A 21,690-nucleotide genomic window follows, 5' to 3' on the forward strand; every position below is an offset into this window, starting at 1 on the left:
GAATGCCTTTCGCGACGCTCTGCGTCGCAAGAGGACGCGGAGCGTCCGGAACTGCATGCCAGCGCGGAGCATTGGCACGATAGGGACAGACCGCACCTGCCGGTCCAGTCAGGCCGCCGCCGCGATCTTGCTGATTTCCCGCTGCCCACTGGATGAGACCTGCAAGGTGCTGGACTCTTCAGTGGTGCGCAGCCAGCCCATCTGAATGAAAAGCTGCAACAACCCCGCCCCCAGCGCGCCGCCCAGATGCGGGTTGCGATCGTTCCATTTCGGACAGACACAGACCGTTTCCCGCTTGCGTTGCGCCAGTGCGGGTATGTAGATGCCGCGTTCGGCAAATCTGGCCACCCCCTTGCTGGTGACCTCGACGCGCTTCTCCTGTTGTTCTATCCAGCCGGCTTCCAGCAGGCGCTGATAAAGCTCGGCAGCCATTTCGCCACCCAAATGATCGGAGCAGATTCTCGCGCGGCGCAGCGGCAAGGGCGGCGTAGGCTGGGCAAAGCGACGATTGATCTGTTCAGCACTGGCCAGCGAGGCACTGGCCAGCGCCTCGACCGCCGCCCCCACTTCCGGCGCTGCAAGGCGAAAGAAGCGCTTGCGGCCGCGGACCTCCTGTTTCAACAGACCCCCACTGGTCAGCCGCGCCAGATGAGCGCCAGCAGAGGAAGTCGAGAGTCCCGCCAGGATTGCCAATTCATCGGCAGGGCGAGCAGTACCATCCATCAGTGCCCAGATCATTGCGCTGCGCTTGGGGTCGGCCAGCAAGGTTGCGATCTGGCTGATGCAAGGTCCGTATTCCATGTGTTCACTCCCTGTTGAAACATTCATCTATGGTGATGACTGGGTGAAAGCAATCACGCCTCGATAGAGTTGAACGTGGCTCTTATATGTAATGACAAGTATAAACTCTATGCCCTGCGCCCCCGTTGGGTGAAAAACGCCTCTTACAAACGGCGGGCGCACCACGACGCAAAAAATCGCCCAACTGTGGCGCGTTCCCTGAACACCAAGTTTTTCCCGCGACTACGCCGCAACCCCTCTATCCAAGGGGTTTGCAGCGACACTTCAAAAGGGGATCAAAAAGACAAGCGTAATGGCTATGACAAAAATGCCAAATCCACTCAACAACAGTCAGTTTCAACTTTGTTTCGGCAGCCAAACTTCGCGCTATTGAAATACATTAGAAAATTATATTTTCCGACACGTCCGAAGGCCATTTCCTACCGGGACGCGGCGATTAAAACAAGTTTGCGGACGACAGGCCTACAGCGTGTTGCTTACACCGTGACCTGAGCATTTCCAGTAATAGAATGACAGGCTTGCTGAGTTGCGCCCGATGCGCGCACAACAGGTTCAATGGCGCACGCTCCCCGATCAGGTCAGGCATCAACACTTTCAGATGCCCGGCCCGCACATCTGCGGCCACGTCCAGCCAGGACTTGTACGCCACACCTTCGCCCGCAATCGCCCAGCGACGCACCACGTCGGCATCGTCGCTGAACCGGTTGCCGCTGACCGTCAGACTGATTTCGCGCTTGCCGTCGTTCAGCGTCCAGCGGTCATGAACACGATCGCCGAGCATGAACAGCAGGCAATTATGCTGCGCCAGTTGCTCGACCTGATGTGGTTCGCCATGACGCTGCAGGTAACTCGGCGCCGCACACAATACCCGTCGGTTGTCAGGCAACACCGGCAGTGCGACCAGGCTGGAATCTTCCGGCTCGCCGTAGCGCAGCGCCACGTCGACAGGCTGGCGAAACAGATCGGCAATACGATCACCCAGCAGCAGGCGCACAGTCAGCTGCGGATGCTGCTGTTGAAATTCGTCGAGCCATGGCAACAGCACGTTGCGTCCCAGGTCCGATGGCGCCGAGAGTTGCAGCACGCCCTCGCAACGGTCCTGGCTGCTGGCCAGCAAACGCCGCCCCTCTTCAAGGCTGCCCAGTGCAGCACGCGCATACTCCAGGAACCCTTCGCCTTCGGCAGTCAGGCGCAGGCTGCGCGTCGAACGGGCCAGCAAGCGGGTCCCCAACTGCCCTTCGATACGCTTGAGCGCCGCGCTGGCAACCGCCGCAGACATGTCCATGACCCGCGCTGCGGCAGAAAGGCTGCCCAGATCCGCTGCACGTACGAACAACTGCAAGTCATCAAAACGCAGCATCAAGGCCTCGTATTATCAAAATAAAATTGAAAGAGCCTGCCGTTTTAGCGGGTTTTATCTTTACTGGAAATAGCCAATGATCTCTTCATCATTTTCTTTCGGAGAAGACCCTGACATGAAAGCCATTGCGTACTACCAGTCCCTGCCCATCAGCGACGTGAACTCACTGCAGGATATCGAGCTGCCCGAGCCGGTGGCCGGCGTTCGCGATCTACTGGTCGAGGTCAAGGCCATCTCCGTCAACCCGGTGGACACCAAGATCCGTCAGAACGTCCAGCCTGATGATGGTGCAGGCAAGGTGCTGGGCTGGGACGTGGCGGGTGTGGTGAAGGCCGTCGGCAGCCAGGTCACGCTGTTCAAGCCGGGCGACAAGGTGTTCTATGCCGGTTCTCTGACCCGGCCGGGTGCCAACAGCGAGCTGCACGTGGTGGACGAGCGCATAGTCGGCCACATGCCCAAGACCCTGAGCTTCGCCCACGCGGCGGCGCTGCCGTTGACAGCCATCACCGCCTGGGAACTGCTGTTCGAGCGACTGCAGATCCCGCAGCAAAAAGGTGAAGGCGCCCACAGCCTGCTGATCGTTGGCGCCGCCGGTGGCGTGGGTTCGATCCTGACCCAGCTGGCGCGCAAACTGACGTCGCTGAAAGTCATCGGCACCGCCTCGCGGCCCGAGACCGAAAGCTGGGTCAACGAACTGGGGGCGCATCATGTGCTGGATCACAGCAAGCCGCTGAGCGAAGAACTCAAACGCGTCGGCCTGAACCACGTGACTCATGTGGCCAGCCTGACCCAGACCGAACAGCATCTGGATCAGCTCGTCGAGGCACTCAAGCCACAAGGCAAGCTGGCGCTGATCGACGATCCCAAGGCGCTGGATGTGTCGAAACTCAAGCGCAAGAGCCTTTCGCTGCATTGGGAGTTCATGTACACGCGGTCAATGTTCGAAACCGAGGACATGATCGAGCAGCACAACCTGCTCAACCGGGTGGCCGAACTGATTGACGCCGGGACGCTGAAAACCACCTTTGGCGAGCACTTCGGCACCATTAATGCCGAAAACCTGCGCCGCGCTCATGCCCTGCTGGAAAGCGGCAAGGCCAAGGGCAAGGTGGTACTGGAAGGCTTCTGAGCCGGAATAAGTCGATGGTGTCAGTCACGCCCGGCGCGACTGACACCATCGCCTTAGCGATCAGGCGGTCTGGAGCGATGCATCGCGCCGGGCCTGCGCACGTCGCGTCAGCACCGAAAGGCCGACGGTCAGCACGCCGCACAGGCTGATGACCAGCGCCATCGGTGTAGCCGTACCGTCATGCAGCAGGCCCACCAGACTGGCGGCGACGGCGGCAACGCTGAATTGCAGACACCCCAGCAACGCCGAGGCACTGCCCGCCCGCGCCCACTGGCCATTCATGGCGCAGGCCGAGGCATTGGGGATAATGCACCCCAGACTTGCCACACAGATGAACAACGGCACCAGCAGCGGCCAGAGCGCCTCGGTGCGCAACCCGCTGATCGCCAGCAACACCAGCCCGGCAGCCAGATAGATCCAGACCGTGCGCGACAGCAAAAACGCCGGACCGGTCTTGCGCAGAATGCGCGCGTTGATCTGCGCCACCAGAATGAAGCCCGCCGCGTTCATTCCGAACAGCCAGCCGTAGTGCTCGGCAGGCACGCCATACAGTTTGATGAACACGAACGGCGAGCCTGCGACGTAAGCGAACATCCCGGCCATGGCAATGCCGCCGGTCAGCGCATGACCGATGAACACACTGTCCTTGAACAGATTGAGGTACTGGCCCAGCGCGCCGCTCAACGGCTGGCGCGGTGTGGTGGCCGGCATGCTTTCCGGCAACCCCAGTGCAACCGCCGCCAGGCAGGCGCCGCTGAACAGGGCGAGACTGACGAATATCGATTGCCAGCCAAAAGTGCTGACCAGCACGCCGCCCAGCATCGGAGCCAGAATCGGTGCCAGGCCCATGACCAGCATCAGTTGCGAGAAGACCTTGGCCGACTCGACGGCGTTGCATTTGTCGCTGACGATGGCGCGTGACAAGACCATCCCGGCACAGCCGCCTAGCGCCTGCACGAAACGCGCGGCAATCAGCCACTCAAGGCTCGGCGCAAAGGCACAGGCGACCGAGGCGAGCATGAACAGGGTCACTCCGACCAGCAGCGGCATGCGCCGACCGAACCGGTCAGCCACCGGACCATAGGCCAACTGCCCCAGGGAAAGTCCCAGAAAGTAGGCCGCCAGGGTTAGCTGTACGTGTTTTTCATCGGTCCCGAAATACGAGGCCATGGCCGGAAAGCCAGGAAGATAGAAGTCGATGGCCAGAGGGCCGAAGGCGCTCAATGAGCCAAGGATAAGGATCGTTCGTAGATTCATCGGGTGTCCATTCACAGATGCAGAGCAACGGGCTAGTTTACCCGGCTTACCTTGCAGAGAACGACGGACGGGGGAATTAATTCAAAACTTTTCAATGTTTACAGACCGGGAGACCGCGTCGATCTCCCGGGTCTGGATCATGCCGGCTGCGCCTGATAACCCTCTTCGCTGATCAGGCTGACAATCCGCTCGGGCGACAGGTTGCTTTGCACCTTGACCTGCTTGCTGGCCAGTTCGACCTGAACATCGGCAGTCGGATCGTCATTTTTGATTGCCTCGGTCACCGCGCGAACACAATGCCCGCAGGTCATGCCTTGAACGTTGAATAACTGCATGGTGTCACTCCTTCAGTGATGAACAGTGAGCATCTTCAACCTTGTCATCATGGCAAGGTCAAGTTTCTGTCATTGCTGCCGGGCTGGTATTCGGCGTAATCGTGAGCCAAGCTGAGTTATCGACACCTCTACCGTCAGCCACATTTACATCAGGAGTATCAGCGATGCGCTGGTCAGCAGTCAGCCTCTTCAGCATTCTCGGTTTCCTGGCTATCACACCTGCCACTCAGGCGGCTCAGGACTACGGCATCCTGATCATTTCCCGCGAGCGCCTGGAAGTCGCGACTTCCTGCGAGATCGGCATCTACGTTCAGGACCGCCTGGCCGGGAGGCTGTTTCAGGAAGACTCGGTGTCTTTCAACCTGCCTGCCGGTGAAGTCTCGGTGCGACTGAGCACCCTGCGCGGCAATGTCGTGGGCTGTGAGCCCGGCATGGAAGCGCCACGCAGCACCAAGATCCAGCTGCGCGCGGGGGATATCCTCAAATACCGCATCGCTGCCGACCTGAACGGGATGTACCTCAAGAAAGCCGATCTCAACTATTGATTCGCGCTTGACCTTGCCCGTATGGCAAGGTTGATCCTTGCAGGTAGCCAGCCTCAGGGAGTGATTCACATGCAAGACACCACCACCTTCGACCTGCCGATCAGCGGCATGACCTGCGCCAGTTGTGCAGGTCGGGTCGAGCGTGCTCTGGCCAAAGTGCCGGGGGTCAACAGCGTGACGGTCAATCTGGCCAATGAACGCGCCCATGTAGACACCGCAGCCCACATCGATCCACAGACCCTGATCGACGCCGTCAGCCGTGCCGGTTATAGCGCCACGCTGAGCCAGGATCGTCACGCAGAAGCAGATCAGAAAGCCCGTCACCTGCACCACGAACGCTGGGCCTTGCTGCTGGCCATCGTACTGGCGCTGCCGTTGATCCTGCCGATGTTGCTGACACCGCTGGGTGTGCACTGGATGCTGCCCGCGTGGGTGCAATTTGCGCTGGCGACGCCGGTGCAGTTCATTCTTGGCGCACGCTTTTACGTGGCCGCCTGGAAAGCCGTGCGCGCGGGTGCCGGCAATATGGACCTGCTGGTCGCGATCGGAACCAGCGCCGGCTACGGCCTGAGCGTCTATCAATGGCTGCACGCTGCGCCCGGAACGACACCGCACCTGTATTTCGAAGCATCAGCGGTGGTTATCGCACTGGTGCTGTTGGGCAAATATCTGGAAAGCCGCGCCAAGCGCCAGACCGCCAGTGCCATCCGTGCCCTTGAAGCACTGCGCCCGGAGCGCGCTCTGCGCGTGGTCGACGGCCTCGAACAGGACGTTGCGATCAGCGCGCTGCAGCTCGATGACCGGGTGCTGGTCAAACCCGGCGAACGGTTTCCGGTGGACGGCGAAGTGGTTGAAGGCCGCAGCCATGCCGACGAAGCGCTGATCACCGGTGAAAGCCTGCCGGTGGTCAAGCAACCGGGCGACAAGGTCACCGGCGGGGCAATCAATGGCGAAGGTCAATTGCTGATCAGGACCACAGCGCTGGGCGCGGAAACGGTGCTGGCGCGCATCATTCGTCTGGTTGAAGACGCCCAGGCAGGCAAGGCCCCGATCCAGAAACTGGTGGACAAAGTCAGCCAGGTGTTCGTGCCCAGCGTGCTGGTGATTGCCTTTTGCACACTGGCCGGATGGCTGCTGGTCGGTGCCTCGCTGGAAGTCGCACTGATCAATGCCGTCGCCGTACTGGTGATCGCCTGCCCTTGCTCTCTGGGCCTTGCGACGCCGACAGCGATCATGGCCGGGACCGGTGTGGCAGCGCGCTACGGCATTCTGATCAAGGACGCCGAGGCACTGGAACGGGCTCACGAGGTCGATGCGGTGGTGTTCGACAAGACCGGCACGCTGACTTCGGGGGCACCGCGTATCACCAACATGAGCGCGGTACTGGGCAATGAGGAACACCTTCTGCAACTGGCGGGCGCACTGCAACGCGGCAGTGAACACCCGTTGGCCAGAGCGCTGCTGGATGTCTGTCATGAATGGCAACTCAAGCCTGATGCAGCGCAAAACAGCCGTGTCCTGAGCGGTCGGGGCATCGCTGGCACCGTTGAGGGCCGTGAGCTGGCGTTGGGCAATCGGCGCTTGCTGGAGGACAGCGGCCTGCCGATGGGCGACCTGACCGAGTCCGCGCGCATCTGGGAGGCCGAGGGGCGCACGCTGTCCTGGCTGATCGAGCAGGCTCCGGAGCCAAAAGTGATCGGCATGTTTGCCTTCGGTGACACGCTCAAGCCCGGAACCGATCAGGCGATCAGAGCGCTGAATGCGCGGGGCATCACCAGCCATCTGCTGACCGGCGATAACCGTGGCAGTGCTCAGGTGGTTGCCAGAGCACTAGGGATACAGGATGTGCATGCCGAAGTGCTGCCTGCCGACAAGGCCGCCACCGTCACCCGACTGAAAAGTAATCATGTGGTGGCGATGGTCGGTGACGGCATCAACGACGCCCCGGCGCTGGCCGCGGCGGATGTCGGTATCGCGATGGGCGGCGGGACCGATGTCGCCATGCATGCAGCGGGCATCACGCTGATGCGCGGCGACCCGCGACTGGTTCCGGCGGCGCTGGACATCAGCCGAAGGACCTACGCGAAAATCCGCCAGAATCTGTTCTGGGCGTTCGTCTATAACCTGATCGGCATTCCCCTCGCGGCATTGGGCTACCTCAATCCGGTATTGGCGGGCGCGGCCATGGCGTTGTCGAGTGTCAGCGTGGTGAGCAATGCGCTACTACTGAAAACCTGGAAACCCCGCGACCTGGAGGACGCACCATGAATATCGGTCAGGCGGCGAAAAGCAGTGGCTTGAGCGCGAAGATGATCCGCTATTACGAGTCCATCGGTCTGCTGCAGGCGGCCCATCGCAGCGACAGCGGCTATCGCCTTTACAGCGCGGACGATCTGCACACGCTGGCGTTCATCAAGCGCTCGAGGGACCTGGGTTTTTCGCTGGAAGAGGTCGGTAAACTGCTGACGCTCTGGCAGGACCGCCAGCGAGCCAGCGCCGACGTCAAGGAACTGGCCCGCCAGCACATCGCCGAGCTGAACCGGAAAATCGACGAACTGGCGAGCCTGCGCGACACGCTTCAGGAACTGGTGGAACACTGCCACGGCGACGACCGCCCCGAATGCCCGATCCTCAAGGACCTGGCGTCGGGCGGGTGTTGCTAGCCACTACTCCCACAGTGGGGTTTTACTGCATCCACGGCGGCGGTGGTTCTTCAGTGGACTTGCTCGGTGGTGCGTCGTCTGCCGCACGAGCTGCCTGGCGGCGGGCTTCGTCGAGGCGGGCGGCTTCGATTTCGCGCAGTACGCCGCCCACATCGGCTTCGTCCTCCGGCTCATCGAATTCACCGGTCAGCACCGTGGTAGGCGACAAGGTGCCTGCCTCGTAGTACGACCACATTTCCTTGGCGTACTTGGTCTTTCTGAGCTCCGGCGCGAAGCGGCCGAAGTACAGTGCCATGTTGCCGACGTCGCGCTCCAGCATGCTGAACGCGTGGTTGTTGCCCGCGGCATCGACCGCTTGCGGCAAGTCGATGATGACCGGACCGGACGGCGCCAGCAGCACGTTGAACTCGGACAAGTCGCCGTGCACCAGACCGGCACACAGCATCAGCACGATCTGCTCGATCAGGAACGCGTGATACTCGCGCGCCTGGTCAGGCTCCAGCACCACGTCGTTCAGACGCGGCGCTGCATCGCCATACTCGTCGGCCACCAGTTCCATGAGCAGCACGCCTTCCAGGAAGTCGTACGGCTTGGGAACCCGCACACCTGCGCCGGCCAGACGAAACAGCGCAGCCACTTCGGCATTCTGCCAGGCGTCTTCGGTTTCCTTGCGCCCGAACTTCGAGCCCTTGGCCATGGCGCGGGCCTGACGGCTGTTGCGTACCTTGCGACCTTCCTGATACTCGGCCGCCTGACGGAAACTGCGTTTGTTAGCCTCCTTGTAAACCTTGGCACACCGCAGCTCATTGCCGCAACGCACCACATAAACAGCTGCCTCTTTACCACTCATGAGCGGGCGCAGCACCTCGTCGACCAGACCGTCTTCGATCAGGGGTTCAATGCGTTTAGGAGTTTTCATCAGCTTTTATTGTGGGTCCTTTGTTGCCAGATACGCGATTGTTGCCGTTATACGGCAATCCTCCGCCAGCGAGTAGGGGTAACACCCTGTGGATTGAAAGGTTTTTTAAGAAAAAACCACGCAATCCCCCGGTTTAAAGCACCTTTCGTGCCGTACAGCCGGTGAAAGATATTCCGGGACAAAACATGTAAAAACAGAAAAAACAGCGTTGGATGCACTCGTTAGTGCACAAGGCATCCATGCCTTACTTGAACAAGTCGCCGGGGGTATGGCCGAACAAACTCTTGAACGCGGCGATGAACGCTGACGTCGAGTCATAACCACAGGCCAGCGCGGTGTGCGTGACACTGGCGCCCTCTTCCAGAGCAGACAGCGAAGACAGCAGACGTGCCCGCTGCCGCCAGCCGCGAAAGCTCAATCCGGTTTCCCGCTGAAAAAGGCGCATCAGAGTCTTCTCGGAGGTCCCGAGACGGGCGGCCCAGTCGTGCAGGGTGATCAACCGGCCCGGCTCTTCGATCAACTCATTGCACAGCCCCAGCAAACGCGGATGACGCGGCAACGGCAGGGAAAAGCCGACTTCGGGCAATTGCGCCAGCTGATCCAGCAGGACCTGCACCAGACGCGACTCATGGCTGTCGTGCTCGGGATAATCCACGGGCAACAGGCAGAAGCTCTTGATCAGCTCGCGGGCCAGTGGCGTGACCTCCAGCACCCGACACCGCTGCGGTGCCCACCCCGAAGCAGCCGTGCGAATGTACAGGCTGCGCATTTCGGCACGCATCGAGGTCACGACCTCATGCTCGAGCCCGGCAGGCACCCAGACGCCCCACTGCGGTGGCGCAAAGAAACTACCCTCGGCGGTATGCACCCCCAGAACCCCGCTGATCGCGTAGGAAAACTGCACCCAGTCGTGGCGATGGGGCGGCGTCCACGAACCGGCGCTGAGGCTTTCGGCACGGGCATACAGCGGGCGCGGCAGACCGGACAAAGCCGGTATCTGCCGTTCACCCGTGGGCGGCCGCTGATTGATCTGTCCGTTACTCGGCATCTTATGGCCTTATGTCGCAAGACGGCTATGGAGCAACAGAGTAGCCTGCACGCATCTCTGTTTACAAAAGTTCTACGGACCCCGCATGCAATCACTCAAACACTTCAAACGCGTCGCCACCGACTGGTTCCTCTGGGGCATGGTCCTGGCGACGGTGCTCGCCTACTTCTTTCCACGCTTCGGCGCTACCGGCGGCAGCATGCACGCTGAATACGTCATCAAGGTCGGCGTGTTCGTGGTGTTCTTTCTGCATGGCGTGAACCTGTCCAGCGAGCAGATCAAGAAAGGCCTGACCAACTGGCGCCTGCACGTGATGATCCAGGTCTTCACGTTCGTGGTGTTCCCGCTGATCTGGCTGGCGTGCCACAAGCTGCTGGGCACGCAGGTGCCGGCGCTACTGATGCTGGGCTTTCTCTACCTGTGCGCCCTGCCCTCGACCATTTCGTCCTCGGTGGCGCTGACCGGCAGCGCGGGCGGCAATGTCCCGGCAGCGATTCTCAACGCCAGCATGTCCAGCGTCATCGGAATTTTCATCACCCCGTGGCTGGTCAGCCTGGTGGTCGGCACCGGCGCTGGCGGGATCGATCTGGGCGATACGCTGCTCGACCTGTGCGCCATGCTCCTGTTGCCACTGGTGCTGGGCCAGCTCATGCGGCCGTTGCTGGGCAAGTTCTTCGCCCGTCACAAGAAATACACCAACCTGATCGACAAGCTGGTGATTCTGTTGCTGGTGTATGCGGCGTTCTGCAACTCGATGATCTCCGGCATGTGGCAAAGCCAGGGCAATAGCGTGATCCTGACGGCGTTCATCGGCACCGCACTCCTGCTGGCAGTGATTCTGTTGATGACGACCCGCACGGCGCGGGTGCTCAAGTTCGATCATGCCGACAAGGTCGCGGCGGTGTTCTGCGCCACCAAGAAGTCCCTTGCCGCAGGCGCGCCGATGGCCGCACTGATTTTCGGCAGCAATCCGGGGCTTGGCCTGATTCTGTTGCCGATCATGATCTACCACCCGATGCAGTTGATCGTCTGCTCGATCATCGCCGAGAGCTACGCCAGTCGTCATCGCCAGCAGCTTTCGGCCGCAGCGCTGGAAGAAGCTCGCGCCGCGTGAACCCGGCTTACATCAGCGCGTCATCATCCAGCGTGACGCGCGCGTAGAAGACGATCGCCACGGTCGGGATCAGTGCGGAATAACCCGGCCGCAGCGCGGTGCCGAAGTGCGTCAGCAACCGTTGCACCGGGGCCTGGCGGATTGCGCCCAGCAAGCCCTTGACCGCGCCCGGCGCCTCGTCGGGCTGCGCGGCCTTGAAAAACGCCGCCACGGTCAGGCGCTCGGCCAGTGCATCGACGTGCGCGGCATAGATATCCCAGCTCATCGCACGGACACTGGCGCGCGGCATCTGCACCAGCGGGTGCGCGCTGTTGAACGCATGGCGAAAGAACGTTCTGAGCAGCAGCTCTTCCACTTCGACCACTGTCGCGCACTGATGCAGCGCGTCGCCCAGGCCGTATTGTCGCGCCAGCATGCCCAGCACTCGCGTATAGGGCACGCCACGACGCCGGGCGGCATTGATCAGAAAGTGCCCTGCGACCAGTTGGAATTCGCGCACGAATGCGTAAGTGCGGTCCGCTTCAGTGGCCTTGAGGCGCGTCCAGCGACTGCTGCGCAAGTGCTTGATGGCCGCCTCCAGTACGTAGTCCGGTGAACGGGCCAGAACGCTGTGCAGCCAGATATCCTGCAGGACCGGGTCGCGGGTCATGGTCGGTAGCACCGTAACGCCGGTTTCCAGCCCTTCACAGCCACTGAAGCGGGTGGCAATCAGCACTTCCTGCAAGCGCTGCCAGTAATGGTGATGGCGATACCCCTGCATGCGCACGTTCTCGAAGTGCTCGACCGGCGTGCGCCCCAGGCTCTTCTCGCCCAGGTTCAGCAAGAGCACATGATCTTCAGTGGAATACGCATTGATAAGCCGTCCGCTGATTCTCTGCTTGAGCAGCTCGGCCTCGGCAGCATCGATACGTACGGCAGCGGCCATCAGCAATACATCGCCCACCACCAGCCCGTGTTCGGGCGTCTGCTGCAGGTCCTTGAGTGCGCTGACCAGCAGCCGGCCGCCCAGTGAATGGCCAATCAGGTTGACCTGCTTGACGTCGGGATGATGCTCGAACAGGTAGCGATCCAGCTGCGCCAACAGCACCTTGCCCATGTCGCGGGCACGGTTGCGGATACGCGCAAAGTGAACGACACGATCCCCCGCCAGCGCTGCCGCACCCGCGAGCGGGTGCACACGGGCAGCCGCCATCAGCAGGCCACGGGAACGGTTGTCCATCTGGGTGAAATGGCTGGATGGCCAGAACGCCAGAATATTCACACTCTGGCGCAAAGCGCCGGGGATGCTGTTGGCCAACAGGCGTCGGTCATCCAGATCATGCCCTGACGAATAGCCGTGAATGAAGACGTTGGCGACCTCGCCCGAGGTCTTGGGCAGGGTCAGAAACTTGAAGTGATTTTCCACGTTGTCCTGTCACACATGGGCGGATTGCACGCTCAATTTCTGGCGATGAAGCGCTTGGCGATCAGTACGATCAGCCGCAGGCAGAACATGATACCGGTTACCGCGATGACCCATTTGGCCACCAGCAGGAAATAAACCTCTATTTCATCGGAGACCAGCCCCACCAGCAAGCCCATCCCGCCGATCAGCAAACCGATCAGCATCAGCCCGATATACGGCCTCAGCCAGCGGGTCCGCGCGCCTTTGTCGAACAGATAGAGCAAGGTGCCGATCAGAATCAGAAGTACCGACACACCAATAATGAGCCCCATGCCTTACCTCAACGTTACAGGCCAATAATGCTGATTGATCATCCCGCGCACGGGTGTGACGCGGGTCGTCACGAAATGCATTCCCACGCTGGGGCGTGAGGAACGGTAGTCGTCAGGTAGACCGCTATCGTGCCCATGCCCTGCGTATTTCAGCTGTGGATTATGCCCATGACCCCAGCCATTTGCCTAACGCTCCAGAATTGCCGTCACGCCCTGGCCGCCTGCGGCACAGATCGAAATCAATCCACGTCCGCTGCCTGCCGCGTCCAGTAGCTTGGCCAGGTTGGCGACGATTCGGCCTCCGGTCGCGGCAAACGGGTGACCGGCAGCCAGTGAGCTGCCTTTGACGTTCAGTTTGCTGCGATCAATCGACCCCAGCGGCGCGTCCAGCCCCAGGCGGGTCTTGCAGTAGTCGGCGTCTTCCCAGGCCTTGAGGGTGCACAGCACCTGCGCGGCGAAGGCTTCGTGAATTTCGTAGTAATCGAAGTCCTGAAGGGTCAGGCCATTGCGGGCCAGCAGACGCGGAACCGCATAGACCGGTGCCATCAGCAGCCCTTCTGCACCGTTGACGAAATCCACCGCTGCGGCCTCGCCATCGCGCCAGTAAGCCAGCACCGGCAGGCCCCGCTCGCGAGCCCATTCCTCGCTGGCCAGCAACACCACCGACGCACCGTCGGTCAAGGGTGTCGAATTGCCCGCCGACAAGGAGCCCTTGGCGCCGCGCTCGAACGCAGGCTTGAGGCTGACGAGCTTTTCAAGCGTCAGGTCCGGACGCAGATTGTTGTCACGGATCAGCCCGCGATACGGCGTCATAAGATCATCCTGCCAGCCCTCGGCACAGGCTGCCGCCATTTTCAGGTGGCTCTCGAGCGCCAGCTGATCCTGCGGCCCGCGCTCTATGCCCCAGGTCTGCGCCATCAGCTCGCAATGCTGACCCATCGACAAGCGCGTACGAGGCTCGCCGTTACGGGGCAGCTCCGGTTTGAGGTGGTGGGGACGCAACTGCATCAGGGCCTTGAACTTGTCAGCGGGCGTCTTGCTGCGGTTTACCTGCAGCAGGATCTTGCGCAGCCCCTCGTTGACGCCTATCGGTGCGTCGGACGTGGTGTCCACGCCGCCGGCAATGCCGCACTCGATCTGCCCCAGAGCGATCTTGTTGGCCACCAGCAACGCCGCTTCCAGCCCCGTACCGCACGCTTGCTGAATATCGTAAGCCGGGGTCTGTGCCGAGAGCCGCGAGCCGAGCACGCATTCGCGGGTCAGGTTGAAGTCTCTGGAGTGCTTGAGCACCGCGCCCGTCACCACCTCGCCCATGCGCAGCCCGTGCAGATTGAAGCGCTCGATCAGCCCTTCCAGAGCAGCCGTGAGCATGTCCTGATTGCTGGCCGTGGCATAAGGGCCATTGGAGCGCGCGAACGGAATGCGGTTACCGCCGACGATGGCGACCCGACGAGGATGCGTCATGGAAAACTCCCTTTCTTCAAGCGAATGAATGAGCCGTGTCGATCGCAAGAACAAACGTCATGCCACCGTGGTCCATTCCTTTGAACCCCGACTTCAGGAGAGTGTTCCATGCCGTCAGATCGCTATATTGATTTCGCCAACTCCGACATGGGTCGGCGCCTGGTGAAGGCCGTCGGTCTGCCCGCCCCCACTCACCTGGAGCGCTGGCAGGCCGGGCGTCTTCGGCCCGTCGAAGGGACATTGCTGATCAGTGCAGGACCACTCGGGGATCAGGTCCGCCAGTTCGCCAGCCGCCTGACCGACTCGCTGTACAGCTTCGGCAGCGCCATGCCCGGCGCCACAACATGGGTGTCCAACCAGGGCCCACGCCTGAAAGCGGTGGTTTTCGACGCCAGCCAGATCCTGCGCACCGAGCAGCTCAGACAGCTGCGGGACTTCTTTCAGCCGCTGCTGCGCAATCTCGACCACTGCGCGCATGTGGTTATCCTCGGCAAATCTCCCGAGACACTCGATGATCCTTTGGCCGCCAGCACCCAACAGGCCATCGAAGGCTTCAGCCGCTCACTGGCCAAGGAAGTGCGCAATGGCGCAACGGTCAAGCTGCTGCAAGTGGATGACGACGCGCATGATCAACTGGAGGGCGCACTGCGCTTCTTCCTCACACCCAAGGCTGCGTTCATCTCCGGTCAGTTCGTCCACCTGAGTGCCTGCCCGAGCAAGGTGCAGGACTGGACCCGCCCGCTGGCCGGGCGCAAGGCGGTGGTGACGGGTGCTGCACGCGGCATTGGGGCGTCGATCGCCGAGACCCTGACCCGTGATGGCGCGCAGGTCATTCTGCTGGATGTGCCGCAGACCAGAAACGAGCTGGAAGCACTCGCCTCGCGGCTTGGTGGTCAGGCTCTGGCGCTGGATATCTGCGCGGCGGATGCCCCGGCACAGTTGCTCGAACACCTGCCCGATGGCGTCGACATACTGGTGCACAACGCCGGCATCACGCGCGACAAGACACTGGTCAACATGCCGGAAGATTTCTGGGACTCGGTACTGGCGGTCAACCTCAATGCGCCGCAAGTGCTGACTCAGGTGCTGCTCGATGCGGGAGCCTTGAAGGATAACGCGCGGATCGTGCTCATGGCCTCGATCAGCGGTATCGCCGGTAATCGCGGGCAAACCAACTACACCACCAGCAAGGCCGGTCTGATCGGCTTTGCACGGGCCATGGCCCCCGGACTCAAGTCACGCGGCATCAGCATCAACGCCGTGGCGCCGGGCTTTATCGAAACGAAAATGACCGCGCACATGCCGTTCACCCTGCGTGAAGCCGGGCGGCGCATGAGTTCGCTGGGTCAGGGCGGCTCGCCACAGGACGTTGCCGAGGCAGTGGCGTGGTTCAGCCAGCCGGGCAGCGGCGCAGTGAGCGGTCAGGTTCTACGTGTCTGTGGTCAAAACGTGATCGGGGCCTGAGGTCCCGTACCGAATTCAAGGAGATGGACAATGACGGCTCACTGGCGCTACCTCAATTCCCTGCAGCCCCTGTCCAACCTGTTCATCCAGGCAGCGCTCAAGCGCAAGGTAACCGGGATGCAGCTACCCGACCTTGGCTTGCGCAGCTGGATCGCGGTCGATACCGACAAGCTTGAAGCGTACCGCAAGGTCTGCGGATTCGAAGAAAGCAGCCTGCTGCCGCCGACCTATCCGCATGTGCTAGCGTTTCCGTTGCAAATGCAATTGATGACCTCCGAGGACTTTCCATTCCCGCTGCTGGGGCTGATTCACCTCGCCAATCGCACCCGTACGCATCGTCCGCTGGGTGGTGTGAGCCAGTTGTACATCAGCGTTCAGGCCACCGACCTGCGCCCGCACGCCAAGGGTGCGACGTTCACACTGGTCACCCAGGCAGAAGACGGCATGGGGCTGTTGTGGGAAGAAGAAAGCACCATGCTGTGCACCGCCGTGCACCTGGAAGACAGCCCCGTGAGCTATCCCGAAGCCGCGCCGCTCCCGCTCAGCGAGCTGCAGGGCTGGCGGGCGACGGCGCAGATAGGCCGCGAGTACGCCAAGGTGTCGGGCGACTACAACCCGATCCACCTCAGCGCCCCCAGCGCCAGGCTGTTCGGTTTCCCGCGTGCCATCGCCCACGGCATGTGGCTCAAGGCCCGTGCGCTCGCGGCGCTGAGCGAGCATTTGCCGGCCTCGAATGTCGAGATCAGCGTGCAGTTCCAGAAGTCCGTACGCCTGCCTGCCGACGTGATGCTGTCGGCGAGTGCCGCCGGCTCGCATGGCCAGTTCCGTGTCGAAGGCCAGGAGGGCATCGTGCATATGGTCGGCAGCTGGCAGCCTGTCACCGAGTGATGCACAGCCTGATGAACACCTCTGACGGGAGTCCTGCTCCCATCAACGGCTGAACAAACCGCAACGTCCACTTGCCTGGCGACCCGTTCCCCCTGAAGCTATGCGTCTTCAGGAGAGCACGATGAACCTCGACGAGTTGACCCAACGCCTGCACCGCATCCGCGACCAGAATGACTGGAAGCAATTCCACAGCCCGAAAAACCTGGCCATGGCTGCCAGTGTGGAGATGGCCGAGCTGGTGGAAATATTCCAGTGGCTGCGTGAAGACCAGTCCCGCGAGCTGCCTGCCGACCAGTTGGAGCACGCCGGCCAGGAAGTCGGCGACATCGTCCTCTACCTGTTGCTGCTGTGCAGCGAACTGGGGCTGGACATGGACAAGGTGGTGCGCAACAAGCTGGCTGACAGCGAGCGGAGATTTGCCAAGTGAGTGATCGGCATTTCGACCAGCTGGCGACCCGTTTTGCGGAAAAGATCTATGGCGGCGCCAAGGGAGCCATTCGTCTGGCGGTGCTGCAGGCCGACCTGACCGAGACCCTGCCGGCACGACCGCTTCGGGTACTGGATATCGGCGCGGGGCTGGGCCACATGTCGCTGTGGCTGGCCGAACAGGGTTATCAGGTGACCCTGGCCGAACCCGCAGAGCCAATGCTCGAAGGTGCACGTCAGCGCTTCGCCGATGCCGGACAGACGGCAACCTTCATTCAGGCCCCGTGGCAGGCGCTGCCCGATTTACTGAGCGACACTTATGATCTGGTGCTGTGCCACGCCGTGCTGGAGTGGCTGGCCGAGCCGTACACCATCCTCCCGGTGCTGCGCCAGTTGACCAAGGACGATGGCTGGTTGTCGCTGGCGTTTTACAACCGCGATGCCTTGATCTATCGCAACCTGTTGAAGGGCCATTTCCGCAAGATGCGCAAAAATGACATGGCCGGGGAAAGACAGAGCCTGACACCCCAGCAACCGCTCGACCCTCGGGAGCTGGCGACGCAACTTGAAGGCCTGTGGCAAGTCGAAACACGTAGCGGGGTGCGGGTCTTTCACGATTACATGCCGGTTGAATTCCAGGCTCGGGCCGAGCTGACGGATCTACTGGAAATGGAACTGGCGCATCGGCGTCATCCAGCCTTTGCCGGGTTGGGTCGATACCTTCACTGGATGTGCCGTCCGGTCTGACATCACTGCGGAGCCCCACCATGAAACATCGTTCTGCCTTGTTTGCCGTACTGCTGGCGACCGGTCTGCTCGGGATCAGCGCCTGCCAGAGCGACAACCCGTATGTCGCCAGCTCTCTGCCCATGCCACCCGCCCCTGCGCAAGCGGCAAGGACGCTGGACATGAGCGCCTATCCTGCGCCGCCGCGTGACTATGGGCGTTATCGATCCTGGGGCTGGCTGAACGGCCAGCTGCCGCCCGGTACCGCATGGGTGGATTCGGCGCAGGTGGTCGAGGCTGTGAGCAATGGCCTGGACCAGCGCGGCTTGCGACCGGCACGCGGCAATCAGCCGGCAGACCTGTACGTCACGGCCACGACCCGGCAGGAAACCCGGCTGCGTCAGGTGCGGGAGGATTACGATCCCTACTATGGGGGCGGCATGGGCTATGGCCGCTACGATGGATACCGGCCCGGGTATGGCGGATACGCCAGTGTGCCGGTGGTACGCACTTACCAGGAAAAGGTCATGGTGGTGCAGATCAACCTGATCGACGCGCGCAGCGGCCAGCCGGTATGGAGCGCCAGCGCCGATGCGCGCGCCAGCAATCATCTGGCCGACCGCAGCAGTGCGTTGCGTCAGGCCGTGCAACAGGCTCTGGCGGCCTACCCGCCTTCGTAACCCTTCCGGAGAACTGCCATGTTTCGCCGTATCGTTCTGCTGACCTGTGCCGTGTTGCTGACGGCCTGTCAGAGCAACTCGATCAATCGCGACTTCGATGCCCGGCGGGATTTCGGCGGCTATCGCAGCTGGAGCTGGAAAGAGCCCGCCGTTCAGTATCAGCCCGACAATGATCCACGGCTCAAGAGCGACCTGACCGAGCAACGCCTTCGCCAGTCGATCGGCGAACAGCTGGACCAGCGTGGCCTGCGCATGGCCGCAGCCGGCGCCCGGCCGGATTTGAAAGTGCAGGCCTGGCTGATTGTCGAAAACCGTCAGCAGACGGTCAGCACCAACTATGGTGGCGGCTGGAGCCCCTGGGGTGGTTATGGCTACTGGAACGGGCCGATGAACACCGAAACCCGTAGCGTCGACTACAAGGTCGGCACCGTGCAGATCGATATGTTCGACGGCAAGGACGGCAAACTGGTCTGGCGTGGCAGCACCGAGCGCATCCTCAACGACAACGCCGGCAGCCCGTCAGAGCGCGATCAGGCCATGCGCACCACGGTAGCAAAAATTCTGGAGCAGTATCCTCCGCGCTAACGCGCCTGACATGTTGCGCCCCACTACGCGATCAACCGGGCATGGTGCCGATGTACTACGTCGGCATGCGTTTACGGGGGAACTGCTGTGTTGCGCAATGAACAGCGCGATCGAGGCTCAGACCTGCAGATCGCCCTGCATTTCATCAAGCAATTCCTGAATCGCGTCGAGGCGCTCTTCGGGATCGTCGATTTCCAGCAGTTCCACTTTGTCTTTTTCAGTGAACGGCAGCAGATAGGCAAGCTGGTTGGACAACGCGTATTGCCCGGCGGCAGATACGCCCATGTTCAAGGAAGCCACCATGGGATGCTCGGCCAGCGCTTCGAGCAGGGCCACGAGGTCGGCGTCTTCCTCCTGCAACGGGCGCTCCACGGGCTCTTCCAGCCACTCGACCTCGGCCACCAGCAGTTGATCGCGCTGAACCTCAGCGGCGACAACCCGGAAGCGACGCCCGCCGACGACACGAATGCCCAGCAAGCCGTTTTCCTGCTGCTGAAAATCCGTGACCAGCGCCTCGCAGCCGATCAGCGAGTAACCGTCCGGCACAGAGCCGATTTCATTCCCCTCGGTGATACACACCACACCGAAACCTTCCCCCTGTTTCATGCAGCGGCCGATCATGTCCAGGTAACGGGCTTCAAACAGCTGCAGATCAAGCACGCACCCTGGAAACAGCACAGCATTCAGCGGAAACAATGGCAGCGTCATAGAAAAGCCTCCTTTTAAATGGCCAGCGACATTGCCAACGGCAGGAACAACGCCGTTGCAACGCCCATCAGACTCATTGCCAACGCAGCAAAAGCCCCCGATTCCTCGCCCTCCTGCAATGCCACGGACGTGCCTACCGCATGCGCGGTGAGCCCCAGCGCCATGCCTCGGGCAGCAGGATTATCCACCCCGATCAGTGACAACAGACCGGGGCCGAAAATGGCACCGAATACGCCAGTAATCAATACAAAAACCGCCGCCAGGGCAGCGACCCCGCCAATCTGCTCGGCGACCAGCATGGCGATGGGCGACGTCACTGACTTCGGTGCCATGGTCATCAGAATCATGTGATCGGCGCCGAACAGCACCCCGAACCCCACGCACAAACCGGTGGCAAACACCCCGCCGACTACCAGCGTAGTCAAGACCGGCCAGAACAACTGGCGGATGCGCCGCATATTCAGATAAAGCGGGACCGCCAGCGCGACAGTTGCAGGCCCCAGCAACGTGACCAGAATCTCGGTGCTTTTGCGGTACTCGGTGTATTCAAGGTCGCAAAACAGCACAACCCCGATCACCACCACCATCGAGACCAGCACGGGCTGCAGGAACAGCCAGCGGGTTTTTTCATAAACCGCCATCGCCAGTTGATAGGCCCCCAGGGTAATCGCGATGCCGAAAAGCGGGTGGTGAATCACCGACAGCCATGCTCCGTGCCAGTCAGGACTCATGGCAACTCCCGGCGCTGGGCCTGACGTTTGATCAGTGTCTGCATCAGCCAGCCGACGAAGGTCACGGAAATCATCAGCGACAGGGTCAGCGTGCCAAAGATCGCCCAGAAGTCCTGGGCGATGGCCGACGCGTAAACCATCACCCCGACTGCAGGAGGCACCAGCAGTAACGGCAGATAGCGCAGCAGACTGCTGGCCGCCATGCTGATCGGCTCGCTGACTTCACCGCGCCACATTAAATAGGCCATCAATAGCACGAGGCCGATGATCGGCCCCGGCAAAATCGACAGAAACAAATGGTTGAGCGCGGTCCCCAGCAATTGGAACAGCACCAGCCATGTCAAACCCCTTAACAGCATGAAGACTCCAGCAGATAAACGAACCCGGCGAACGATCGGCGTCATTATAAACACGCTGCGCCAGAGGTCATGAGTGGGTATTCGCATTGCAGCAGTTGCTTGACCGGCCAGCCGCCCTCTGCTGATCTGGGCATTCGCCCGCAGGCATACGCTGATGCGGGCGGTGACAGCTCGATACCCCCTCATCAGACAAGGAGAGCGGCATGCCTTTTGTACCCGTCGCAGAGCTCAAGCAACACATCGGCAAGGACGCAGGCTATTCAGACTGGCTGACCATCGACCAGCAGCGCATCAACCTATTCGCCGACGCCACAGGGGATTTCCAGTTCATTCATGTCGACCCGGTCAAAGCGGCGCAGACCCCGTTCGGCGCGACTATCGCACATGGCTTCCTGTCGTTGTCGCTGATCCCCCAGCTCATGGAGGGCATCATGGTACTGCCCGAAGGCTTGAAGATGGCGGTCAATTACGGGATGGACAGCGTACGCTTCGTTCAACCGGTGACGGTCAACTCGCGAGTACGTCTCAAGGTCCAATTGACCGACGTGAGCGAGAAAAAACCCTTTCAGTGGTTGCTCAAGGCAACGGCCACGCTGGAGATAGAAGGTCAGGAAAAACCCGCTTTTGTGGCCGAACCTTTAACGTTGTGTTTTGTGTAAAGCGTTTAAAACATGAAACAGTCCTAACAGACTGTTTCATCCCGTTGACTCGCTGCGGCATACTCCCCTGCGGTCGTGACCCATAACATCTGCTCAAGCGGAGCCGGGCTCGC

The 21,690-nt window shown here is 61.3% G+C and carries 24 protein-coding genes; 12 read left to right on the forward strand and 12 right to left on the reverse strand.

The annotated features are described in order from the left end of the window. Positions 1-108 precede the first annotated feature (108 nt). Positions 109-801, reverse strand: coding sequence for an ArsR/SmtB family transcription factor (locus tag BLR20_RS14855; RefSeq protein ID WP_010431808.1), 693 nt, complete (start codon positions 799-801; stop codon positions 109-111). A gap of 436 nt (positions 802-1,237) precedes the next feature. Then, positions 1,238-2,161 carry a LysR family transcriptional regulator gene (locus BLR20_RS14860; RefSeq protein ID WP_010431807.1) on the reverse strand — a complete coding sequence of 308 codons (924 nt, stop codon included), beginning with the start codon at positions 2,159-2,161 and terminating at the stop codon, positions 1,238-1,240. A 115-nt stretch (positions 2,162-2,276) separates the two neighbouring features. On the opposite strand from BLR20_RS14860, the gene BLR20_RS14865 reads away from it, so the two are divergent. Next, the gene (locus tag BLR20_RS14865; protein ID WP_054993587.1) at positions 2,277-3,290 is read left to right on the forward strand and encodes a zinc-binding alcohol dehydrogenase family protein; all 1,014 of its coding nucleotides are present in this window, start codon (positions 2,277-2,279) and stop codon (positions 3,288-3,290) included. Between the two features lie 60 nt (positions 3,291-3,350). On the opposite strand, the gene BLR20_RS14870 is transcribed toward BLR20_RS14865, so the two are convergent. Both BLR20_RS14870 and BLR20_RS14875 read right to left on the reverse strand, forming a co-directional pair. After that, positions 3,351-4,547 (reverse strand): multidrug effflux MFS transporter, encoded by a 1,197-nt coding sequence (locus tag BLR20_RS14870; protein ID WP_054993588.1) that lies wholly within the window; start codon positions 4,545-4,547, stop codon positions 3,351-3,353. Between the two features lie 137 nt (positions 4,548-4,684). Beyond that, positions 4,685-4,882 (reverse strand): heavy-metal-associated domain-containing protein, encoded by a 198-nt coding sequence (locus tag BLR20_RS14875; protein WP_010431793.1) that lies wholly within the window; start codon positions 4,880-4,882, stop codon positions 4,685-4,687. Positions 4,883-5,046: 164 nt separating this feature from the next. Between BLR20_RS14875 and BLR20_RS14880 the strand changes: the two genes are divergently transcribed. The 3 genes from BLR20_RS14880 (at position 5,047) to cueR (ending at position 8,090) form a co-directional block, all read left to right on the forward strand. Beyond that, positions 5,047-5,427, forward strand: a complete 381-nt coding sequence (locus BLR20_RS14880; protein ID WP_003347985.1) for a hypothetical protein — start codon at positions 5,047-5,049, stop codon at positions 5,425-5,427. 69 nt (positions 5,428-5,496) lie between these two features. Further along, positions 5,497-7,695, forward strand: a complete 2,199-nt coding sequence (locus BLR20_RS14885; protein WP_054993589.1) for a heavy metal translocating P-type ATPase — start codon at positions 5,497-5,499, stop codon at positions 7,693-7,695. Then, a complete protein-coding gene (gene cueR, locus BLR20_RS14890) occupies positions 7,692-8,090 on the forward strand; it encodes a Cu(I)-responsive transcriptional regulator (protein ID WP_054993590.1) in 399 nt (132 codons plus the stop codon). The genes BLR20_RS14885 and cueR overlap by 4 nt, the downstream gene beginning before the upstream one ends. A gap of 22 nt (positions 8,091-8,112) precedes the next feature. Here cueR and BLR20_RS14895 read toward each other — a convergent pair whose 3' ends face one another. Both BLR20_RS14895 and BLR20_RS14900 read right to left on the reverse strand, forming a co-directional pair. Beyond that, positions 8,113-9,009 (reverse strand): PA4780 family RIO1-like protein kinase, encoded by an 897-nt coding sequence (locus BLR20_RS14895; protein ID WP_003414611.1) that lies wholly within the window; start codon positions 9,007-9,009, stop codon positions 8,113-8,115. Positions 9,010-9,253: 244 nt separating this feature from the next. After that, the gene (locus tag BLR20_RS14900) at positions 9,254-10,057 is read right to left on the reverse strand and encodes an AraC family transcriptional regulator (RefSeq protein ID WP_032615328.1); all 804 of its coding nucleotides are present in this window, start codon (positions 10,055-10,057) and stop codon (positions 9,254-9,256) included. Between the two features lie 85 nt (positions 10,058-10,142). Between BLR20_RS14900 and BLR20_RS14905 the strand changes: the two genes are divergently transcribed. Next, positions 10,143-11,171 carry a bile acid:sodium symporter family protein gene (locus BLR20_RS14905; protein WP_054993591.1) on the forward strand — a complete coding sequence of 343 codons (1,029 nt, stop codon included), beginning with the start codon at positions 10,143-10,145 and terminating at the stop codon, positions 11,169-11,171. 7 nt (positions 11,172-11,178) lie between these two features. On the opposite strand, the gene BLR20_RS14910 is transcribed toward BLR20_RS14905, so the two are convergent. From BLR20_RS14910 to BLR20_RS14920, 3 genes are all read right to left on the reverse strand, one after another. Further along, complete coding sequence (locus BLR20_RS14910) at positions 11,179-12,576, reverse strand: DUF726 domain-containing protein (protein ID WP_054993592.1); 1,398 nt, start codon at positions 12,574-12,576, stop codon at positions 11,179-11,181. Positions 12,577-12,608: 32 nt separating this feature from the next. Beyond that, positions 12,609-12,887: a hypothetical protein gene (locus BLR20_RS14915; protein ID WP_054993593.1), complete on the reverse strand. Its 279-nt coding sequence runs from the start codon at positions 12,885-12,887 to the stop codon at positions 12,609-12,611. 186 nt (positions 12,888-13,073) lie between these two features. Continuing rightward, positions 13,074-14,351 (reverse strand): acetyl-CoA C-acetyltransferase, encoded by a 1,278-nt coding sequence (locus BLR20_RS14920; protein ID WP_054993594.1) that lies wholly within the window; start codon positions 14,349-14,351, stop codon positions 13,074-13,076. Positions 14,352-14,459: 108 nt separating this feature from the next. Between BLR20_RS14920 and BLR20_RS14925 the strand changes: the two genes are divergently transcribed. The 6 genes from BLR20_RS14925 to BLR20_RS14950 all read left to right on the forward strand — a co-directional run bounded on the left by BLR20_RS14925 (position 14,460) and on the right by BLR20_RS14950 (position 19,120). Continuing rightward, entirely contained in the window at positions 14,460-15,815 is a 1,356-nt protein-coding gene (locus BLR20_RS14925) for a 3-oxoacyl-ACP reductase (protein ID WP_010436978.1), read from the forward strand. Positions 15,816-15,845: 30 nt separating this feature from the next. Next, positions 15,846-16,703 carry a MaoC family dehydratase gene (locus BLR20_RS14930; RefSeq protein ID WP_010436976.1) on the forward strand — a complete coding sequence of 286 codons (858 nt, stop codon included), beginning with the start codon at positions 15,846-15,848 and terminating at the stop codon, positions 16,701-16,703. 121 nt (positions 16,704-16,824) lie between these two features. Further along, the gene (locus BLR20_RS14935) at positions 16,825-17,130 is read left to right on the forward strand and encodes a MazG-like family protein (protein WP_054993595.1); all 306 of its coding nucleotides are present in this window, start codon (positions 16,825-16,827) and stop codon (positions 17,128-17,130) included. Next, on the forward strand, positions 17,127-17,876 hold the full coding sequence (locus tag BLR20_RS14940; RefSeq protein WP_054993596.1) for a methyltransferase domain-containing protein: 750 nt from the start codon (positions 17,127-17,129) through the stop codon (positions 17,874-17,876). Before BLR20_RS14935 ends, BLR20_RS14940 begins: the two co-directional genes overlap by 4 nt. A gap of 20 nt (positions 17,877-17,896) precedes the next feature. Next, positions 17,897-18,535, forward strand: coding sequence for a DUF4136 domain-containing protein (locus BLR20_RS14945; protein ID WP_054993597.1), 639 nt, complete (start codon positions 17,897-17,899; stop codon positions 18,533-18,535). A gap of 18 nt (positions 18,536-18,553) precedes the next feature. Further along, positions 18,554-19,120 (forward strand): DUF4136 domain-containing protein, encoded by a 567-nt coding sequence (locus BLR20_RS14950; RefSeq protein WP_054993598.1) that lies wholly within the window; start codon positions 18,554-18,556, stop codon positions 19,118-19,120. Between the two features lie 117 nt (positions 19,121-19,237). Here BLR20_RS14950 and BLR20_RS14955 read toward each other — a convergent pair whose 3' ends face one another. From BLR20_RS14955 to BLR20_RS14965, 3 genes are read right to left on the reverse strand one after another with little or no spacing between them, the layout of a single operon-like run. Next, the gene (locus BLR20_RS14955) at positions 19,238-19,828 is read right to left on the reverse strand and encodes an LON peptidase substrate-binding domain-containing protein (protein ID WP_054993599.1); all 591 of its coding nucleotides are present in this window, start codon (positions 19,826-19,828) and stop codon (positions 19,238-19,240) included. 14 nt (positions 19,829-19,842) lie between these two features. Continuing rightward, positions 19,843-20,559: an LrgB family protein gene (locus BLR20_RS14960; protein WP_032615345.1), complete on the reverse strand. Its 717-nt coding sequence runs from the start codon at positions 20,557-20,559 to the stop codon at positions 19,843-19,845. After that, positions 20,556-20,918 carry a CidA/LrgA family protein gene (locus tag BLR20_RS14965; protein WP_010436959.1) on the reverse strand — a complete coding sequence of 121 codons (363 nt, stop codon included), beginning with the start codon at positions 20,916-20,918 and terminating at the stop codon, positions 20,556-20,558. Before BLR20_RS14965 ends, BLR20_RS14960 begins: the two co-directional genes overlap by 4 nt. Positions 20,919-21,121: 203 nt before the next feature. Here BLR20_RS14965 and BLR20_RS14970 point away from each other — a divergent pair, with 203 nt between their 5' ends. Next, the gene (locus BLR20_RS14970) at positions 21,122-21,577 is read left to right on the forward strand and encodes a MaoC family dehydratase (RefSeq protein ID WP_054993600.1); all 456 of its coding nucleotides are present in this window, start codon (positions 21,122-21,124) and stop codon (positions 21,575-21,577) included. Positions 21,578-21,690: the final 113 nt, after the last annotated feature.

The sequence above is a fragment of the Pseudomonas congelans genome, from assembly GCF_900103225.1.
Classification (GTDB): Bacteria; Pseudomonadota; Gammaproteobacteria; order Pseudomonadales; family Pseudomonadaceae; genus Aquipseudomonas; species Aquipseudomonas congelans.

Excerpts from the sequence above, each read along its gene's own strand:
- BLR20_RS14860 (WP_010431807.1), bottom strand. The coding sequence starts at position 2,161 with ATGCTGCGTTTTGATGACTTGCAGTTGTTCGTACGTGCAGCGGATCTG.
- BLR20_RS14955 (WP_054993599.1), bottom strand. The coding sequence starts at position 19,828 with ATGACGCTGCCATTGTTTCCGCTGAATGCTGTGCTGTTTCCAGGGTGC.
- BLR20_RS14935 (WP_054993595.1), top strand. The coding sequence starts at position 16,825 with ATGAACCTCGACGAGTTGACCCAACGCCTGCACCGCATCCGCGACCAG.
- BLR20_RS14920 (WP_054993594.1), bottom strand. The coding sequence starts at position 14,351 with ATGACGCATCCTCGTCGGGTCGCCATCGTCGGCGGTAACCGCATTCCG.
- BLR20_RS14875 (WP_010431793.1), bottom strand. The coding sequence starts at position 4,882 with ATGCAGTTATTCAACGTTCAAGGCATGACCTGCGGGCATTGTGTTCGC.
- BLR20_RS14855 (WP_010431808.1), bottom strand. The coding sequence starts at position 801 with ATGGAATACGGACCTTGCATCAGCCAGATCGCAACCTTGCTGGCCGAC.
- BLR20_RS14885 (WP_054993589.1), top strand. The coding sequence starts at position 5,497 with ATGCAAGACACCACCACCTTCGACCTGCCGATCAGCGGCATGACCTGC.
- cueR (WP_054993590.1), top strand. The coding sequence starts at position 7,692 with ATGAATATCGGTCAGGCGGCGAAAAGCAGTGGCTTGAGCGCGAAGATG.
- BLR20_RS14895 (WP_003414611.1), bottom strand. The coding sequence starts at position 9,009 with ATGAAAACTCCTAAACGCATTGAACCCCTGATCGAAGACGGTCTGGTC.
- BLR20_RS14960 (WP_032615345.1), bottom strand. The coding sequence starts at position 20,559 with ATGAGTCCTGACTGGCACGGAGCATGGCTGTCGGTGATTCACCACCCG.
- BLR20_RS14965 (WP_010436959.1), bottom strand. The coding sequence starts at position 20,918 with ATGCTGTTAAGGGGTTTGACATGGCTGGTGCTGTTCCAATTGCTGGGG.
- BLR20_RS14880 (WP_003347985.1), top strand. The coding sequence starts at position 5,047 with ATGCGCTGGTCAGCAGTCAGCCTCTTCAGCATTCTCGGTTTCCTGGCT.
- BLR20_RS14925 (WP_010436978.1), top strand. The coding sequence starts at position 14,460 with ATGCCGTCAGATCGCTATATTGATTTCGCCAACTCCGACATGGGTCGG.
- BLR20_RS14970 (WP_054993600.1), top strand. The coding sequence starts at position 21,122 with ATGCCTTTTGTACCCGTCGCAGAGCTCAAGCAACACATCGGCAAGGAC.
- BLR20_RS14900 (WP_032615328.1), bottom strand. The coding sequence starts at position 10,057 with ATGCCGAGTAACGGACAGATCAATCAGCGGCCGCCCACGGGTGAACGG.
- BLR20_RS14865 (WP_054993587.1), top strand. The coding sequence starts at position 2,277 with ATGAAAGCCATTGCGTACTACCAGTCCCTGCCCATCAGCGACGTGAAC.
- BLR20_RS14945 (WP_054993597.1), top strand. The coding sequence starts at position 17,897 with ATGAAACATCGTTCTGCCTTGTTTGCCGTACTGCTGGCGACCGGTCTG.
- BLR20_RS14950 (WP_054993598.1), top strand. The coding sequence starts at position 18,554 with ATGTTTCGCCGTATCGTTCTGCTGACCTGTGCCGTGTTGCTGACGGCC.
- BLR20_RS14905 (WP_054993591.1), top strand. The coding sequence starts at position 10,143 with ATGCAATCACTCAAACACTTCAAACGCGTCGCCACCGACTGGTTCCTC.
- BLR20_RS14915 (WP_054993593.1), bottom strand. The coding sequence starts at position 12,887 with ATGGGGCTCATTATTGGTGTGTCGGTACTTCTGATTCTGATCGGCACC.
- BLR20_RS14930 (WP_010436976.1), top strand. The coding sequence starts at position 15,846 with ATGACGGCTCACTGGCGCTACCTCAATTCCCTGCAGCCCCTGTCCAAC.
- BLR20_RS14870 (WP_054993588.1), bottom strand. The coding sequence starts at position 4,547 with ATGAATCTACGAACGATCCTTATCCTTGGCTCATTGAGCGCCTTCGGC.